This is a genomic window from Croceibacterium mercuriale (genome assembly GCF_000802385.1).
Lineage (GTDB): Bacteria > Pseudomonadota > Alphaproteobacteria > Sphingomonadales > Sphingomonadaceae > Croceibacterium > Croceibacterium mercuriale.
The window spans coordinates 131,503-149,189 of sequence record NZ_JTDN01000003.1; the positions used below are offsets into that span (position 1 = coordinate 131,503).

Sequence of the window (17,687 nt, forward strand, 5' to 3'; positions counted from 1 at the left end):
ATCGCCAAGAAAACGTTCGGTTTCCGCGTTGCCTTAGAATGCTACGTTGAACATACATTCTCGAGCAAAGAAACCCGTTGCGGAAATCTGCGGCAGGTTTACGGGTGCTCAGGGTCTTTCCTTGCGGGGTAGCGGTGCTCATTGGATATGTGCGGGTGTCAAAGGCGGACGGCACGCAGACGGTGGCTCCGCAACGTGACGCGCTGCTGGCTGCTGGTGTTGATCCCGACCGCATCTATGAGGATCTAGCCTCCGGACGTCATGATGCACGGCCGGGACTTACTGATTGTCTCAAGGCACTTCAGCCAGGCAACACGCTCGTGATCTGGAAGCTTGATCGACTAGGCCGAAATCTGCGCCACCTGGTCACTACCGCGGACAACCTGCGATCTCGCGGAATCGGGTTGAAGGTACTGGCCGGTGCCGGCGCTCAAATCGATACTACCACCGCGAATGGTCGACTTGCTTTCGGAATCTTTGCGGCGTTCGCGGAGTTTGAGCGTGAGCTTATCTCGGAGCGCACTCAGGCGGGTCTTGCCGCCGCTCGTGCACGTGGAAGGTTGGGCGGCCGCCCCGCAAGATGGATCGTGCGACGCTCGCCATGGCGATGGCGGCCATGTCGGATCCGAAATCTGTCGCAGCCGACGTCGCAAAGCGGCTCGGTATAACCACCACTACGCTTTATACCTACGTGAATGGGGATGGGACGCCAAAGGCGGCAGGACAGGTACTGCTCAATGCTGTCTCGTATTGATGGCGCGAACGTCGGGATCAGGCCGTACCTCACCGTCACCACGGCTTCCCACTTCCGCGCACCTACGGAATCATGTTCGACACCAAGCTGCAACGTATAAACTTGATCGTCATCCTCCTGCGCGCCACAGTTCGGCATCATTGCCGTTGTTCAGCCTGAGACGACCGAGCACAGCGATGGCCGTAACAACAGGGTCTCACGTGAGAAATATTGCTGCAATCGCCCTCGCCACCGCTGTTCTTTCTGGATGCAATATCCTCGATAACACAATCGAAGGGCGCAATGGCGTCGTCTACGATGTCGAGCATCAGGATCTGGGAGAAGTGGTTCTCCCTTCCAATAGCGACCTGAGGATGCTTGATGGTGATCTTGAAAAGTATTCAGCCAACCTCTGCGGTTTGAACGACGAAGCGGATGATCCACCTAGGCGTTGTGATGTCTTCGTGCAGGCCGAGCCAACTAGTCAGCTAATCGGCTACGTGGTGCTTCTAGAGACCGATGAAGGCGTAGAGATCGGTACTTCGTTCGAGACCAATTCCGACCTCGGCGAAGCTTCAAAGAGCTGCTGGATCAATGACACAATTCATCAGCCTGGGCATGACAACGATCAATTAGTCAGATCGTCGGCAAAGCCGTTCAATGGCCAGATAATGTATACTGCGTGGGAGCGTAGCCCTCGCGATTGGGTGTTAAGTGACTACGACTCAAGCGCCCCAGTCCGTTTTGACATTTCGGAAGTCACAGGCACCTGGTATATCGAACGAACAACCGACAAGTTACGCATCACGCAAGATCGATTTAATTTCTGCTACCGTGATGTCGTCATCGATGAGGTATTCACTAGTGCCATATCTTTCGTAAAGCGTAATCCTTCGTAGGCGAGCCAGCAGAGGCGTTATGATGAGCACCTTTGGGTTTGGTATAATCGCTGGCGTTATTCCTGCGCTGTTCATCGCGGGAATGACTGCGAATACGCGCTTCCCCCTAAAGACCGCGATCTTACTGGTGGGTGTGATTGGCTTTTTGTTAGCACCTCCTCTTCTCGAAGGAATCCCCGACTTCATACTCGGCCTTTGCGCTCTCCCGGGTCTCCTGTGGATTTTGAAGCGTGGGGAAATCAAGCAGCAACAGCAAGAACAAGTCGATAAGGCGGCTGAAGCTGCTGAACTTATTGAGCAGAGCAATTTGGTGCGCAGGGCAGCGGAAAATCAGAAACGGCTCTGGCTGGAGGATTTAAGAACCAACTTCCCTCATCAGGTCACGGGTATAATTATTAGTAAGCCTACGACCACGACTGGCGTGCTAGTGGTGGATCATTCCGAAAATGTACTTCGTCTATTTGGCTACAGGACCAATGACGCGTTCACTGTCGAGGTGACTGCTGCCGTTCGTGCAACAGACATTCTCTCAGTCGAGATCGTAAGGCCTTCGACCAAAAAGCGTGTCAGGCGGATGGAAGCTGTTCCGGTAGTCACCTCGCAGAAGAAGAGCCCTGTCGCGAGAGGGCTGGTCGGCGGAGCTCTTCTCGGGCCGGTCGGCTTAGTCGTGGGAGCTGCTTCGGGGATAGGCAGAGACGTTTCCACAAAGATCGAAGAGCACGTTATCTGGGATGAGGTTGATGCCCCCGGCCCAGCGGTGCTTCACATCGGTACGACCATTCTCGATAGTCCGCTCATCAGGTTCAAGCCGGAACGCGAGCAGGATGCTGAAGATTGGCTCCATAGGATCAAAGCCTGGCAAGCGAGCTCTTCAGCCGCCCAAGCGATAACGGAAAGCGTGTTGCCGCTAATTAGAAAAGACACTTTCTCCGCCAGTTAGAGATGTCACCGGTTGTGGCAGCAGGGGCAGCGTGGAGCATTCCACATAGCGCAGCGCTGACCCTGCTGAGGCGCAAGATCTGTGGGAAAGTGCGTTGGACCCGCTGCATCAGCAGCGGGCTCGGTCAGCTGGGTTGTAGTTGCGTGTGGGCATCGAGCGGACAGTCGTTTCCGCCGATCACCCAAGCTGTTCAATGCGCGAGAACTTCAGATCGGCGAGGCTCCGGTCCAGCAGCGGATCGCCACCGTAGGAATATCCCTCGACCGTTTCGAGAAAGCCATCGTCCCCCCACAAGAGCACGCCTAGTCCATGCTCGATGCCTTCAACTTTGAAGGAGCCGCCCTTTTGACCGACCGGTATCGGGCTGCAGAGCGAACGATCTACCGAAACTCTCGTGTAGAAGCCATGAGCGGTGTTGATACGATCTATGACCTTGCTGGCGTTCACCTGATCAAGAAACTTCCCCGCCTCATTTCCGAACAAAACAGAGATTGCATTTAAGGCAGACCTCTCGAAGTTGGTGAGCTCAGGGAATGGAGGACAAGCGGGTAGCGACGCGAGCGGTTCGCTGATCCAGCCCCGCCGATTTAGTGTTTCAGGTATCATGCCACAGTTGTAGCGCGGATAAGCCATTGGCCAAACCGTCGTGTTTGGAGCGACGGTCGACCTCAAACTGGCTGGCTACTGCACGTACTCACTCAAGCCGCGAGCAATCAGCTCGTCGTTGGACAACCGAGGGCCGCGCGGAAGCGGCGGCCGGCCGCGACGTGCCGGCTTCGCCTTGTCGGGCTGTGCCGGCCTGGCGAACACGCCGAAGGATTGCGAGCTGCGCGCTGGCTCGCTGTTGTTCCGCTTGCGGTGGTGCGGTGCCACCTCCTGCATGAGCCGTGCGACCTCAAGAGCGGCATCGAGATGCTTGTTGTCGACGATCGCGGCCTGGTTCACCCGGCGCATCTTGTCGAATACGGTGTAGGGGAGGGCACGTCCCTCATGGCGGATCTCGATCCGGCCATCAGGATACTCGCACACCTCCACCCGCTTGCGCGCGAGTGCCTCGCTGACCGGCGTCGGCTCGAGGATGAACATCGCCTTGTTGTAGTGCAGCGTCAGCGCTCCGGTGACGGTCCGCTGCTCGCGCCAGACCATCTCCGCGTCGACGTTCTCGTGCGGCGCCAGCGGGCGATGCACGTCGCGCGGGTCCAACGCAGGCCGGGCGAACTGCCGGTTGTGCCGCTCCATGTAAGTCGGCAGGAAGGCGTTGGCTTCCACGATGCTGCAGATGCCCTCGAGCCGCATGGCCTTGACCAGGCGATCTTGCAGCGTTGCGTTGACCCGCTCAACCCGGCCCTTGGCTTGCGGCGAATTGGCGCAGATGATCTCGATGTTGAGAGCATCCAGCGCTCGTCCGAGATGGCTCATCCCGTCGCCGTCCGCCGTCGCCATGTTGTTGCGAAACGCGCTGTGCTTGTCCGAATACAGCGCGACCGGCTTGCCGTGCCGTTCGATATATGTGCGCGTCGCGCGCATGTAGGAGAAGGCGCTCTCGCTCTCGACCATCTCGAGATGCATCAGCTCGCTGGTCGCGTCGTCGATATAGACCAGCAGGGTGCATTGCGGGCCGCGATCCTCGAACCACCAGTGCTTCGAGCCATCGACCTGGATCAGCTCGCCACGGCAGTCCCGCCGGTAGCGGGGCTGATAAGGGCGAGGGCGACGGGCAGCGCGGTTCTTCCACAAACCATCCGCGATCATCCACTTGCGCAGCGTCCCGTGCGAGATGGTGATCTCGTGCCGTTCAGCCAGATACTCGGTCGCCAGCGTCGGACCGAAATCACTGTAGTGCTCTCGTACCAACGCGATCACGCGAGCCCGGAACTCGCTGCTGAAGCTGCGGTTGCTGGGACGGCCGCGCTTCCAGGACACCAGCGCCTCAGGTCCACCAGCGCGCAACCTGTCCCGCAGCCGGTAGACCTGCCGGCGGCAGACGCCGATCAGCTCGGCTGCGTCCTCGATCCTCAGCTCGCCGCGGTCGAACCGCTGCAGAGTATCGTAGCGTCCAAGCTCACCATGGCTCATTGTCACCACCGTCATAAGCATCTCCCGACTTCGGGAGATCATGCCACTCAGACCGCAAGCGCCGCGAGCCGTCCTCGGTGTGACGTCTCTAACTTGCGAGGGGTGACATCTCTAACTTGCGCCTACACGATAACGGAAAGCGGCGCGTCGATAATGTATCTTATGTAAACTCAGGCTCTGAGTTGCGCCGCACGCAACACCTGATGCACTCTGTGCGTTTGAGCCTGCGGCTGCTCCGGCGCATACCGGCATTGCCTTTCAGGCATCCTCTCCCAAACTTTTCAAGCCCGGCCGGCAACGGTCGGGTTTTTCTTTGTCGGCGCTAATGCAAGAAACGGCTCAGGTTCACAAGGCTGATTTGTAGTTTGCTAAGCACGCGTTGGTGATCCCGTGCGGTATGCCCGAACCGATACTTGGACCGATGCGCCTGGGATTAAGGCGCTTCGCTAGACAGCCTCTCTCAAACCTAGAAGCCCGACCAATGATGGGCGGGCTTCTGGTTGACTTGCGAGATCACGAGCTAAAGCTCAGTCCGCGTAAGAACGGCACTCAGGCCGGTTCAGCAACCTTCTCGGCGGAAGCTACAGTCTTTGCTGCTGGAGCTGCTCTCGGCTTCCGGCCAGGCTTCGGCGCAACCTTTTGACCAGGGCGCTCACCCGGCTTGCGGCCCAAACCGATGCTCTTTGCCAACGTACGGCGCTTTTCGGCATATTCCGGCGCGACCATCGGGTAATCGGCCGGCAGGTTCCAACGTTCGCGGTACTGCTCCGGCGTCATGCCGTACTGCGTCATAAGGTAGCGCTTGAGCATTTTCATCTTCTTGCCGTCTTCGAGGCAAACCAGATAGTCGGGCTTTACCGAAGCTCGGATCGATACAGCTGGTTCAGGCCGTTCAACCACCGGCTCGCTCACGCCGAGACCCTGAAGAGCGCCAAAGACGTTCTGAATCAAGGTCGCGACGTCAGCGACGTTCACGGTATTGTTGGTGACGTGCGCCGCAACGATATCGGACGTGAGTGCGATCAACGTTTCAGACTGATCGGCATCTGTAGATTTCATGATGACCCTAGCTTTGTTTCGGCCATTGCCTGTCCAGCAATAGCTCCGGTGATGTTGTGCCATTGATCGCCAAATGCAACACCGGATTACTGTCACCATGCAGACACTTCGGTATCTAAGTAGTCAAAGCTCACTTACGATGGTGTAACCTCTTCATAGCATCCGGCCCGGCGAAGCTGGCGAACGATCCCGTTGAACGCGGCGGTGACCCCTTGAGCCCGACCGATATCGTTCTCCTGTGCTGCGGCATCCCAATAGAGCGTAAGCGGCCATGGTTCGGGGCAATGGGGCAGGAGGCAGCGCAGCGCCAAACGCACTTCAGCAACGTCGACCCGAGCTTCCGAACAGCGTGACACGCCACAGCGCAGGATATGCACGGAGAGCGCGATCACGATCCGCTGGTGCCTCGGCAACTGGGACATGGATCAATGAAAGTCATGCGACTTGAAGCGCACGACCTCCTCCGGATCCATGCCGTCAGCATGGGGCGGCCAGTAGCAGTTGCGCGGCTCGGGGCTCCACCCCTTGTCCCCGCGATCGGGCGAGCCAGGATGCTGGGCTGCATCGCCCCGCCCGGTCTTGTGCGGGAACGACATATTGCCGACCTGGTGCAGCAGATCACCATGATCGATGATCCGGTCGCAGATCACATGGATAATCTCGCCTTCCTTCTGCACCCGGCCTTTCAGACCGACCATGGAGGCCGACATGATTGTGCGCCGCTGCGCCTCGAACCGATCCGGCCACAGGATCCCGTTTGCTATGCCGGTCTCGTCCTCGATGGTGATGAACAGCACGCCCTTGGCTGAGCCGGGCTTCTGCCGCACCAGGACAATGCCGGCGACCTCGACATGGCGGCCGTCGCGAATGGTGGCGAGGTCCGCGCACCTGGTCACGCCGCGCCGGGTCAGCTCGTCGCGTACGAAGGTCAGCGGATGCGCCCGGAGGGACAGCTGCAGCGTGCGGTAATCCTCGATCACCTCACGCCCATCAGTCAGGGGCCGTAGCGCCACGTCGGGCTCCACCCCTTCCGCGCTGAAGGTCTCGGCATCGCGATCGGCCGCTGCGAACAGCGGCAGCGGCGCCTCTCCCAGCCCTCGCACCTTCCATAATCCCTGCCGCCGATCGGCGCCGAAGCTGTGGAAGGCATCGCCGTCGGCGAGCTTCTCGATGGCTGCTCGCTGCACGCCTGAGCGGCGCCAGACATCCTCGACGCTGACGAAGGCGGTCGTGCTACGCGCACCGACGATCCTCGCACCATCGGCGTTGGACAGGCCGCGGATTTGCCGCAGCCCAAGCCGCACCGCCAGGTAGCGGCCGCCGGTCCGCTCCAGCGTGCAGTCCCACCGGCTCGCGTTCACGCAGGGCGGCCGCACCTCGACGCCGTGCTCGCGCGCGTCGCGCACGATCTGCGCCGGCGCGTAGAACCCCATCGGTTGCGCGTTCATCAGCGCGGCGCAGAACACGTCGGGATGGTGGTGCTTCATCCACGACGAGGCGTATGAGATCTTGGCGAAGGAAGCGGCGTGGCTTTCCGGAAAGCCATAGGAGCCAAAGCCCTCGAGCTGGCGGAAGGTGCGCTCGGCAAACTCACGCGGATAGCCGCGCTCGACCATGCCGTTGACCAGCTTTTCGCTGAAGTGACTGACCCCGCCGGTGAACTTGAAGGTCGCCATGGCGCGGCGCAGCTGGTCTGCCTCCGCCGGTGTGAACCCGGCGCCGACAATGGCGACCTTCATCGCCTGCTCCTGGAAGAGCGGCACGCCGAGCGTCTTCTCCAGCACTGCCCGAAGTTCGGGGCGCGGGTACTCCGGCTTCTCCAGCCCTTCCCGCCGGCGCAGGTACGGATGCACCATGTCGCCCTGGATCGGCCCCGGGCGAACGATCGCCACCTGGATCACCAGATCGTAGAACCGGCGCGGCTTCATCCGCGGGAGCATTGACATCTGCGCCCGGCTTTCGATCTGGAAGGTGCCGAGCGTGTCAGCCTTCTGGATCATCGCGTAGACCGCCGGATCATCGTCCTGCAGGTCCTTCAGCTCGACATGCAGACCCTTATCCGCCTCGAGCATGTTGAAGGCGCGGTTCATGCAGCCGAGCATTCCCAGGCCGAGCACGTCGACCTTCATGAACTTCAGCGCATCGATGTCATCCTTGTCCCATTCGATGATCTGGCGATCTTCCATCGCCGCCGGCTCGATTGGCACCAGGTCATCGAGCCGGTCGTGGGTGAGCACGAAGCCGCCGGGATGCTGGCTCATGTGCCGCGGCACGCCGATCAGCTTGCTGGCCAGCTCCAGCGTGAGCCGCAGCCGGCGATCGGAGATGTCGAGGTTGAGCTCGTCGACCTGCTTCTGGCCGACGCCCTCGGCCGACCATCCCCAGACCAGGCCGGCCAGCGAGGAGGTCAGGTCCTCCGGCAGGCCGAGCGCCTTGCCGACATCACGGACCGCACCCCGCGCCCGGTAGCGGGTGACCACGGCGGTCAGCGCCGAGCGGGTCCGGCCATAGGTCTCGTAGATCCACTGGATGATCTCTTCGCGGCGCTCATGCTCGAAGTCGACATCGATGTCCGGTGGCTCACGCCGCTCGCCCGAGACGAACCGCTCGAACAGCAGCTCATGCTTGATCGGGTCGATCGAGGTGACGCCCAGCACAAAGCAGACGCAGGAGTTGGCGGCCGAGCCACGCCCTTGGCACAGGATCCCGCGCCGGCGCGCCTCGCGCACGATCGCGTACACAGTCAGGAAGTAGGGTGCGTAGCCCAGCTCCTCGATCAGCCGCAGCTCGTGCGCGATCTGCTTCGTATACGCCGCAGGCACGTCGCCATCGAACATTCGGTCGACTGCCTCGGTCGCCAGCTGCGCCAGCGCCTCCTGCGCGCTCAGGCCATCGATCAGCTTCTCATGCGGGTACTGGTAGGCGAGCTCACCCAGGTCAAAGGTGCAGAGCCGGGCGATATCGACGCTCGCCTGCAGCGCGTCGGGATAGGCTCGGAAGCGGCGAACCATCTCGTCTGGTGATTTCAGCGCCCGGTCCGCGTTGACCTCGCGCCGGTAGCCAAGCTCGTCGACAGTGCATTTCTCGCGCACCGCCGTCACCACGTCCTGCAGCAGCCGTGCGCCAGGCTCATGGTAGAGGACGTCCCCGGTCACCACCGCGCGCACGCCGGCGCCGCCCGCCTGCCGCGCCAGCGCGTCGATCCGCACCGCATCGCCGGGCCGCCGGCGCTGGAACAGCGCCATGTAGCCACGCCGGCCATAGACTGCCTTCAGGTCTGCCAGCGCCGCCAGGTTCTCCTCGTCGGCTTCGTGCGGCAGCAGGATGCCAATCACGCCCTCCGACCAGGACTGCAGGTCATGCCAGTGGAGCAGGCAGCCGCCCTTCCCTGCGCGCTGTTTTCCGACGGTCAGCAGCCGGGTGATGCGTGACCAGGCCGGACGATTGGTCGGGTAGAGCAGCAGACGGCGACCGCAGGACAGATCCACGCGCGTGCCGGCGATCGAGCGCACACCGGTGACCTTCTGCGCCTCCCATGCGCGGACGACGCCGGCGACCGTGCCGATGTCGCTGACGCCGATCGCCGGATAGCCGAGCACCGCCGCCGCCGCGAACAGCTCCTCCGGACTGGACGCGCCGCGCAGCAGCGAGAAGTGGGTCAGCACCTGCAGCTCGATATAGTGGCTCATCCGAACACACCGTGCAGCCACCAGCTGAGATCGCCGGTCTGGTCCTCGAACCCGTCACCCCGGCGGAATACCCAGTGGCGGCCGCCCTGCTCGTCCTCGACCCGGTAGTAGTCGCGCACGGCCCAGACCTCGCCCTCGCGGCGCCACCATTCGCCATGCACGCGCTCGGGCCCGTCGCCGGCGACCACCTTGTATGGCTTGCCGCGCCACTCGAACCGCTTGGGTGGCTGATCCGGCATCAGCGCCATCACGCGCGAGAGTGGCTCCGGACGGACGAACAAGCGGATCGGGCGCGGCCACTTGGGCCACTCGCCGGGAATCTGGTTGGGGTCTGAGCGGGTGACGGCACGCTCGGGCACATGACTCTCAACCGGCGCGATCCGGAACACGGAGTCAGCGCCGATGCGCCCGGCAATCACATCGACCAGACGCGAAGGATCACGCACCACCGTGTCCCCGGCGAGGATGGCGCCGAGGTCGACCGCATCGAGCGGCTCGGTATGCGGCGCGGTTAGCCAGAACTGCTCCACGCCCATGCCCGGGTCGATTCGCTCAATCCGCAGCTTCAGCAGTCGCAGCAGGTGCGGGACGTCGCGGGTCGGCCGCGACGTGCCAATCGCCACTACCTGCTCGCTGCCATCGACCCGCAAGCCCGTAAGCCGCAGCGAGCGCGCCCCCAATCCCTTCGCCTGCAGGACCACGGCAAGGTCCGCCAGCAGGTCGCCCATCACCTGCTCGATCGCTTCGGCCGTGCCGATCGGCTCCAGCAGCCGGCGCTCGACCTGCGGCACCTCCACGTCCTCGCGCGGAGTGATCGGCTCCGCCACCGCGCCTGATGCCTGATCGAGCCGGGTGATCGCCGGCAGGCCAAGCCGCCGGGCCAGCGGCCCGCGCGCGACCGGCAGCAGGTCGCTGATCCGCTCGAAACCGAACTTGCGCGCTGCGGTTAGCGCCGTCGGCACAAGGCGCAGCGCGGCGATCGGCAATGGGCCGAGCGCATCGACAGCGCCGCCGGGTGCGGCAACCTGGATGGGATCACCGCGCCCGAAGCGAGCGAGCGCATGGGCGGCGCCAGGTGTGTCTGCGACACCGATGCGAGCGGTGAAGCCGATCCGGCGGCAGAACGCCAGGAGCCGGCGGCAGAACCGAGCCTCGCCGCCATGCAGATGCGCGCAGCCGGTAAGATCGATCCAGATGCCATCGTGAGGCGTGACGGCCGCCACCGGCGACCAGCGCCGGATCGCCTGCAGCGCGAGCCGATCGAGCATCGCTGCATCCGCCTCGGGCTCTGCCGGGCGAAAATCGAGATCGGACACCATCGCTCGGGCATGGGTCGCGGCCATGCCAGGATGGATGCCGAGCGCCTGCGCGCCCGTGCAGGCGGCCACCACCTCCTCTCGGCGGCCCACCTTGCCGACGAGCGCCAGAGGCGCCGCTGCAGCGTCCTGGACGCTAGCGAGGGACGACGGCTTTGCCATGGCAGCCGATGCCGCCTTGTAGGGATGCGGCGCTGCTTCGGACCGGCGGCCAAGCTCGCGCATCTGCGGCTGAGCGTGGGCCGGCAACTCGGCAATCTGCGCGGCCAACTCCTCGCGGGTCGGCGCGCCGTCACGAGCCCAGCGAGCACCTGGCCGCCAGCCTCCGCCCCGCGGCACCGAACAGGCACCCGGGTCGTCACCCACCGGCAGTTGCAGGACTGTCGCTCTAGGCAGCTGCGGAGTGGACCGCTCCAACCGTCTCAGCCGTTCGATGGCCAAGTCCGGCAGGAACAGCGAGACGACCCGTCTCATCACTGCCCTCCACAATCAGGGAGAAGGATGCGCCGCTACGCTGCCGGGTCAGCTCCACCAGCCACCGCCCTCTTCCCACACCCGCGACTTCCAATCGCTCGGACGCCGCTGTGCTGATCTTCCACCGCGTCCACGCGGCGGAAGGCTCGGCGAACGGATCCTGGTCACGCCCACGCCGCCGGCGGAGTAGCAGCACTGGCAGGCCGGCTTCTGCCGCCACCAGCTGCAGGCGCCGTGTGGCAACCATCGATACCCGGTTCGCCTCGGCGACGATCGCGGAAGGTGTGCCGTCCCTGACAGCATCCTCCACCACGGCCAGCAGTGCAGCATCATCCGCCGGCTGAGCGAAGATGACGCTGGCCGAAGGCAAGCCCGCCTGCGCCAGCGCAGGCGGGTACAGATCACTCCGGCAGCTCGCCCAGAGCACCGGACCGCCTGCAGCTGCTGCCTGGCGGGCAGCGATGCCGGCGAGGAACAGCGTTGCCGCCGCTTCATCGACGAGCGACGCGCTACCGGCAGTTGCTTCATGGAGTGCGCCTGTACGCAGCCCCCCTGCGCCCAGGCGGGCATCAATTTCGCTGATACCGAACGGCAGAACTGGATAATCCGCTGCCGGCATAGCGGCAGCGCGCAGCTCAGCTACGCTCGACGGGAGGGATGCAGGGGCGGCGGACATCATGCTCTAAGACTCTATGTGTTCCCTTTATGTTCCGCCACTCGGCGGCATCGGTCAAGGTCCGGGATCCTACGATCTCGCGTTTCCGGTGGAGAGGCATGATCGCTTCGCTGAATCACCGGCGGACGACTGATTCAAAAAGCTCGTTGGCTCTCGCGCGGCCGATCGGCGAGATGCGCGCACATGGGTGAGCAAACAGATTTGCGAGAGCACTGGCGAGCAGTGGATGCCAAGCGCAACATCGCCCGAGACTATGAGCTGCTGGTGACCACCGACCTGTTTGGCTGGACGGTGGTCGAGCGCCGTTGGGGCCGGATCGGCACCGCAGGCCAGCGCAATCGCAGCAGCTTCGCCGACTGTCAGGATGCGGCGCGCCTGGTGGCGTCCATCCGACAGCGCCGCGCATCGGCGCACCGCCGGATTGGGACAGAGTATAGGCGTATACAGGTGTAAGCTGGGCGGGATGGCAGAGACATTCCAGGTGAACCGAACCAGCAGTTCGCGCTTCGTCTGGCTCAGCTAATCATCTTGGATGTAATCACGTGCGTCGATTGTTACGCCGGCTCCGCTCTCCTTGATGAAGCGCTCCAGCAGGTACGCGTGACCTGAACCGTACAGCACGAGAACCCGTTCGCCCGGTCCGAGAACCTCGCGGAGATTGTTGAATATCCGCAGGTTGCGAGCATACCATGCCCCTACCCACGCAGCGCCTGGGTTTGCCCCGTCGGAACCGAAGCTGGCTATCTCGAAGTAAGGCCGATGAGCTTGCTCTCGGGCTTCTGGACTGTTCAGATCAGAGTACCACTGACCGACCGATTGTTCGCGCATTCTGCCGGCGATCCGATCGGCCTCTGCTTGCCCATCCCTGACGAAAGCACCGAAGCGGTCTTCCTGGCCGTGCTGATTGGCCCAAGCGATGAAGTCGTACTGCCCCGGATCACCTGGGGCGCTTTCATTCCAGTCGATTGCATACACCTGACGGTGGCCGAGCTTTTTGGCTAATCGCAGGCCGATTTGATCTCGTTCGTTGGCCGTGAGGCTGAGCTCGCCTGATAGGTAATCGGCGTAACGACGATCTAGTCCCGACTGGTTGGTTCGAGCCCACTCTATAGCGATCCGGGTGGGACGCCACTCGGCGAGGCCATCAACTAGTTGCTCAATTTCCTGCTGCCTTCCGGGGGTAAGCACGTCTTCAATTGGCAGGTTGATGAGGTCGCGGTTGTTATTTGCGAGGTGATGCGAGCCCACCAGCATGATCTGAGGTCCAGGCATCTCGCCTCCTTCCTGACAAAGAGCATTGCCTCCGGTCACAGCAAGTCCGACCGCCAGAATAAATGATGGTAGCCAACGTCTCGTCATGGAGGGTCCTCCCAGTGTGTTACCCGCATAACACGCTACCGACACTTACGAGTCAACCTCCACAATCCTCGGCGCTGGATCGAGAAAGCGGATGTCGAGCGAGCGATGCAGGCAATGCCTGCTATTTTGCAGACGCCGGAAGACCGCTCTGCAGCTTACACCTCACCTCGGCCATTGGGGTGCCCAATCCTCCCTCCGGACTGCAGACGTTCGGTCAGCAAGGCAGTGCGCCCGCAATCAAGAGGGGGAGTGCAGCGTGTCGAGTGTAGAGGTCGCGCCACGATGGAGGAAGGACTGCCGCACCTTCCGAGCTGCCTCACATCAACTGTGCTGTTGGCCTCAAAAGTATCTCGTTCAGAGTGAGGCGCTTTGGTCGTCCAAGGGCAAAGGCGATCACTTCCGCGATGTCCTCGGGCGGCACTGCCACATTGTCACGGTAATCCTGAGCAGCCTTCTTGCTCTCGCGATGGCTGATATGGTCGGACAGTTCGGTGGCGACGGCACCCGGCTCGATGACCATCACGCGGATGTCCGGCTGCAGCTCGACGCGAAGCGCCTCCGACCAGCCATTGATCCCCCATTTGGTCGCTGCGTAGGCGGCAAAGCCTGCGGGAGCGACCCGGCCGGCGACCGAGGAGATGTTTACAAGATCGCCGCCTTTCACGCGAAGCTGATCCAGGAAGACCTCGGTTGCCGTCATTGCGCCGAGCAGGTTCGTTTCGATCATCTGGCGATGCTCAGATCGTTTGTCTGATGCGAAAGGAGCAGTCAGCATGACACCGGCATTGTTGATCAGGACATCTGCGCCGCCAAGCTCGTGCTGAACGCGCTGCGCTGCAGCTACCATCGACTCACGATCGGTAACGTCCGCCTGGACGGCGATCGTGTCGGCGCCGAGTTCGTCAGCCAACAAGGTAAGCCGGTCAAGGCGCCGCCCAAGCAATGCTGCTTTGTGGCCTTGCGCCACCAGGACGCGGGCTAGAGCCTCGCCAATCCCGGAAGACGCACCTGTGATAACCGCAACGCGGTTTGCGATCGTCATATCCGTTCTCCGATATTCAGTGGGGTCGAGCCGCCCGCGAGGAGCGGTTCAGTCAAAGCGCGTTGTCGGTCGATCGAGACAATGCTTCATTGTCCTTGATCGCCTTCAGCCGTTCCTCGACGACCGGCGTCAGGACTGCGATGGCATCACTTCCCGCAAGGAACAGCTTCAGCGGCTTGTCCATCGCCGCGATCGTAACCAGCGCCTGACCAAGCTTGTCGGGATCGCCCGGTTGAGCGCCATCATATTGGGACCAGGTGTCGCGTGCCGATGCGCCGGCATAGTCCTCGATGCGGGTCTCGACGTAGGAGACGCTGCCTTGGTCGAGCAGCCTGGTCCGGAAGAAACCGGGCTCGACGATTGTCAGGTGGATGCCGAACTTCTCGACCTCTTGGGCGACCGACATGGACAGGCCCTCGACAGCGAACTTCGCCGCGCTGTACGCGGAGGTCTGGTTCTGGCCGGTTCCGCCTGCGACCGAGCTGATGTTGATGATGTGGCCACGACGCTGCTTGCGCATTACCGGCAGAGCGGCCTGCATGAGGTTGATCACGCCATAGAGATTGGGTGCGAGCTGCTTCTCGAAGTCCGCCGCCGTGAAATCCTCGAAATTGCCAAGGACCGCGTTGCCGGCATTGTTGACCAGGACATCGATCCTGCCGAAGCGTGCGACGGCCTCGTCGATGGCTCGATCTGCCTGCTGGCGATCCGTGACATCGAGCTGCACCAAGGCAAGGCGTTCGTTTTCGGCATCAGCGAACGCCGAACGCAGCTTGTCCATGCTACGTCCGGTAGCGACGACGCTATCACCCGAAGCGAGAGCTGCTTTCACGACGCTGGCACCGATGCCGCTGTTTGCGCCGGTAACGAACCAAACCTTTGAACTCATCGACCATCTCCATCGCACTGTCATGTGGATGGGATAGCGAGTGGCACTTGTTCCATAAGCGGCCTATCGGTGAACGAGCTTTTGCCCCGAGGTTCACAATGGACAAGAACCAGCTTGATGGCCTGTTGGCCTTGAAGCTCGTCGCCGAGACTCGCAACTTCTCCGCCGCGGCCAAGTCGCTCAGGGTGTCCCCGTCCGCTGTCAGCAAGATGATCAGGCAGCTTGAGGAGCGACTTGGGGTGACCTTGCTCACTCGGACTACAAGGGCCACTAGCCCGACCGAGGCAGGTGAGCGGTTTCTGCAGCAGGCGGGCCCGGCGCTTGAAGTGATCCTTGCGGCGATGACGGACGCTGGGAGCTCCGCCGAGAGGCCAAGAGGACGATTACGGCTGAACGTGCCGCAATTGATCTATCCCAATTTTCTGAGGGACACGGTCGCGAGCTTTGTCGACAGATACCCGGACGTATCGGTGGAAGTCTGCATTGAGAATGCCGCCTCCAACATCTTCGAGAGAGGATTTGATGCGGGCATCCGCGTGTCTGACATCTTAGAAAAGGATATGATCGCGCTAAAGCTTCTCGGGCCCGTTCGGTGGAGAGTCGCGGGCGCCCCTGAATATCTCGAGAGGTACAATCGTCCTCGGCAGCCGCAGGATCTGCTTCTTCACAATTGCATCTGCGTTGGCAGCGGGGATCAGATCTACGATCGCTGGGAGTTCGAGACCGATGGCCGCGCGTTCGCCGTGCAGGTGAAAGGCTCGTTCATCACCAACGATGCGACATTGGCGACCGAGGCGGCTCAAGCTGGCGGCGGTTTGCTCTATACGAATGAGGTCGCACTCTCCGACAAGATAGCGTCCGGACAGCTGGAGGTAGTCTTGGACGAATACGCGACGAACAGCATGGGTATCTACCTCTACTATCCGCGGCGATCTCAGGTGCACCCGAAGCTGCGAGCATTCATCGAGCACCTTCAGGGGATGAAGACCTCTGATTCTCGCCCATAAGCGGACAGGCTGCAAACCACCCATCTCCGACGACCCGGCCACGGCCGCGGCCGCGCCCAGACATACTGATGTTGGATGCCGGCTCCGCTACTTCACTGTGGCGCGTTCCCGTCACGGTCAGGTACACCGTCGCCATGTGCAATCGAGCTCGCTTCAAGGGTGAACCAGAAACGCTGTTCGGCGCGACCAGCGAGTTATTCGCCGAGCGGCCGCGCGACAACCGCTTCAACCCGCAGGAGCTGCGGCCCAAGAGCCGCAACTACGTCATCCGCGAGGATGAAGGCGGCCGGCGAGGTTGGGACGTGATGACATGGGACGTGCTGGGCGGTCAGGCATCCTGGCCGATGACCAACGTCCGGAACCTGAAGCTGCCGCAGTGGCGCAAGCTGGCCGAAAAACCGGAGAACCGCTGCCTGGTCCCGCTCACCGAGTTCGCCGAGTTCACGCCTGAGAAGCATGACCTCGGCGATGGCAAGCCGCCGCTGAAAGGCGAGATGTGGTTCTCTGTCACCGATCAGCCGGTGTTCGCCGTCGCCGGGTTCTGGCAGGCGACCAAGGACGGCGGCTCATTTGCCATGGTCACCTGCGATCCCAACGAACTGGTCGCGCCGATCCATCCCAAGGCGATGATCACCATCCTCAAGCCCGAGGATTGCGACAAGTGGCTATCTGGTAGCTACCAGGATATCCTCGACCTCCAGCGCCCCTACGATGCCAGCGCAATGGAGGTTCAGGGCCCTGTGTTCCCCACCAGGCAGAAAGCCGGCGCCTGACCATAGCGACGCCTCCACCTACCCGAAGCACCTTAGCCTCCCCTCCCCTTATCCGCGTCTTCTGCCGGCGCGGCGAAGCCGCGCTGCAGCGGCTCTCCTGTGCTTGCGTAGGGCGCTTGCCCGGGTAGAACAGGCAGCGAACGATCGAGGGACCTACAATGCCATTCGCCGCCTCACTTCTGACGCTTGCTTTGGCGGCTGTCGCCTACGTTCAGAGCGAGCCGGCGCCATCTCGTCCTACGACGTTAGAGCAGGACCAAACGGTGACGTCCCACGTCAGTGGCAGCCTTGCCCGGACGAGAGGCGGTGCGGACCACCCAGTTGCCGCTGTGCCGACGGCGGCGGTATCGCGCGGCCCCAATCAAGCACCGCGTTCCGGTTCTCGTGCCGTGTTCGCCTGCACGCCGGTGGCCGTTTGGGACGGCGATGGACCGATCTGGTGTCAGGAAGGTCCGCGCATCCGCCTGGAAGGCATTGCCGCCCGGGAACGGGACGGCACCTGCCGTCCCGGCCACCCCTGCCCTCGCGCGAGCGCCGAAGCGTCCTGGCACGCGCTGGTGAACCTTCTTGGCGGCCCACGCGGCACCCTGCGGAGTGGGCATATTCAGGTCCGTTACCCAACCATGCAGTGTCGGCGCGCCGGCACCAGCCATGAGCGCGTGGTCGCGTCCTGCCAGCTGGATGACGGCCGCGATCTCTCAGCTGCCATGATCCGCACGGGGACGGTGCTGGAATGGCATCCCAGGTGATAGTTG

The 17,687-nt window shown here is 62.5% G+C and carries 15 protein-coding genes and 1 pseudogene; 7 read left to right on the forward strand and 9 right to left on the reverse strand.

What is annotated here, in order from left to right; translation table 11 throughout:
* Positions 1 to 134 precede the first annotated feature (134 nt).
* The 3 genes and pseudogenes from PK98_RS16520 (at position 135) to PK98_RS15035 (ending at position 2,572) form a co-directional block, all read left to right on the forward strand.
* Positions 135 to 754, forward strand: a pseudogene (locus PK98_RS16520) (recombinase family protein).
* Positions 755 to 930: 176 nt separating this feature from the next.
* Positions 931 to 1,632: a hypothetical protein gene (locus tag PK98_RS16875; protein ID WP_152608747.1), complete on the forward strand. Its 702-nt coding sequence runs from the start codon at positions 931 to 933 to the stop codon at positions 1,630 to 1,632.
* A 19-nt stretch (positions 1,633 to 1,651) separates the two neighbouring features.
* Positions 1,652 to 2,572, forward strand: coding sequence for a hypothetical protein (locus tag PK98_RS15035; RefSeq protein WP_039097855.1), 921 nt, complete (start codon positions 1,652 to 1,654; stop codon positions 2,570 to 2,572).
* Positions 2,573 to 2,749: 177 nt separating this feature from the next.
* Here the strand turns inward: PK98_RS15035 and PK98_RS15040 are convergent, their stop codons facing one another.
* The 6 genes from PK98_RS15040 to PK98_RS15065 form a co-directional block, all read right to left on the reverse strand.
* A complete protein-coding gene (locus PK98_RS15040) occupies positions 2,750 to 3,205 on the reverse strand; it encodes a hypothetical protein (RefSeq protein WP_152608749.1) in 456 nt (151 codons plus the stop codon).
* Positions 3,206 to 3,253: 48 nt separating this feature from the next.
* On the reverse strand, positions 3,254 to 4,663 hold the full coding sequence (locus PK98_RS15045; RefSeq protein WP_039097857.1) for an ISNCY family transposase: 1,410 nt from the start codon (positions 4,661 to 4,663) through the stop codon (positions 3,254 to 3,256).
* Between the two features lie 534 nt (positions 4,664 to 5,197).
* Positions 5,198 to 5,707 carry a MucR family transcriptional regulator gene (locus tag PK98_RS15050; protein ID WP_039097858.1) on the reverse strand — a complete coding sequence of 170 codons (510 nt, stop codon included), beginning with the start codon at positions 5,705 to 5,707 and terminating at the stop codon, positions 5,198 to 5,200.
* Between the two features lie 425 nt (positions 5,708 to 6,132).
* On the reverse strand, positions 6,133 to 9,396 hold the full coding sequence (locus tag PK98_RS15055) for an error-prone DNA polymerase (RefSeq protein ID WP_039097859.1): 3,264 nt from the start codon (positions 9,394 to 9,396) through the stop codon (positions 6,133 to 6,135).
* Complete coding sequence (locus PK98_RS15060) at positions 9,393 to 11,186, reverse strand: Y-family DNA polymerase (protein ID WP_235425552.1); 1,794 nt, start codon at positions 11,184 to 11,186, stop codon at positions 9,393 to 9,395. Before PK98_RS15060 ends, PK98_RS15055 begins: the two co-directional genes overlap by 4 nt.
* A complete protein-coding gene (locus PK98_RS15065; RefSeq protein WP_235425556.1) occupies positions 11,101 to 11,862 on the reverse strand; it encodes an ImuA family protein in 762 nt (253 codons plus the stop codon). Before PK98_RS15065 ends, PK98_RS15060 begins: the two co-directional genes overlap by 86 nt.
* Before the next feature lie 183 nt (positions 11,863 to 12,045).
* Between PK98_RS15065 and PK98_RS15070 the strand changes: the two genes are divergently transcribed.
* The gene (locus tag PK98_RS15070; RefSeq protein WP_052208909.1) at positions 12,046 to 12,315 is read left to right on the forward strand and encodes a WGR domain-containing protein; all 270 of its coding nucleotides are present in this window, start codon (positions 12,046 to 12,048) and stop codon (positions 12,313 to 12,315) included.
* Between the two features lie 66 nt (positions 12,316 to 12,381).
* Here the strand turns inward: PK98_RS15070 and PK98_RS15075 are convergent, their stop codons facing one another.
* The 3 genes from PK98_RS15075 to PK98_RS15085 all read right to left on the reverse strand — a co-directional run bounded on the left by PK98_RS15075 (position 12,382) and on the right by PK98_RS15085 (position 15,152).
* On the reverse strand, positions 12,382 to 13,221 hold the full coding sequence (locus tag PK98_RS15075; protein WP_152608750.1) for a DUF5694 domain-containing protein: 840 nt from the start codon (positions 13,219 to 13,221) through the stop codon (positions 12,382 to 12,384).
* Between the two features lie 316 nt (positions 13,222 to 13,537).
* On the reverse strand, positions 13,538 to 14,263 hold the full coding sequence (locus tag PK98_RS15080) for an SDR family oxidoreductase (protein WP_039097863.1): 726 nt from the start codon (positions 14,261 to 14,263) through the stop codon (positions 13,538 to 13,540).
* Positions 14,264 to 14,315: 52 nt separating this feature from the next.
* Entirely contained in the window at positions 14,316 to 15,152 is an 837-nt protein-coding gene (locus tag PK98_RS15085) for an SDR family oxidoreductase (RefSeq protein WP_039097864.1), read from the reverse strand.
* Between the two features lie 98 nt (positions 15,153 to 15,250).
* Here PK98_RS15085 and PK98_RS15090 point away from each other — a divergent pair, with 98 nt between their 5' ends.
* The 3 genes from PK98_RS15090 to PK98_RS16530 all read left to right on the forward strand — a co-directional run bounded on the left by PK98_RS15090 (position 15,251) and on the right by PK98_RS16530 (position 17,681).
* Positions 15,251 to 16,159 carry a LysR family transcriptional regulator gene (locus tag PK98_RS15090; protein WP_039097865.1) on the forward strand — a complete coding sequence of 303 codons (909 nt, stop codon included), beginning with the start codon at positions 15,251 to 15,253 and terminating at the stop codon, positions 16,157 to 16,159.
* A 134-nt stretch (positions 16,160 to 16,293) separates the two neighbouring features.
* A complete protein-coding gene (locus PK98_RS15095; RefSeq protein ID WP_039097866.1) occupies positions 16,294 to 16,932 on the forward strand; it encodes an SOS response-associated peptidase family protein in 639 nt (212 codons plus the stop codon).
* A 389-nt stretch (positions 16,933 to 17,321) separates the two neighbouring features.
* Positions 17,322 to 17,681 carry a thermonuclease family protein gene (locus PK98_RS16530; RefSeq protein ID WP_081996314.1) on the forward strand — a complete coding sequence of 120 codons (360 nt, stop codon included), beginning with the start codon at positions 17,322 to 17,324 and terminating at the stop codon, positions 17,679 to 17,681.
* Positions 17,682 to 17,687 lie beyond the last annotated feature (6 nt).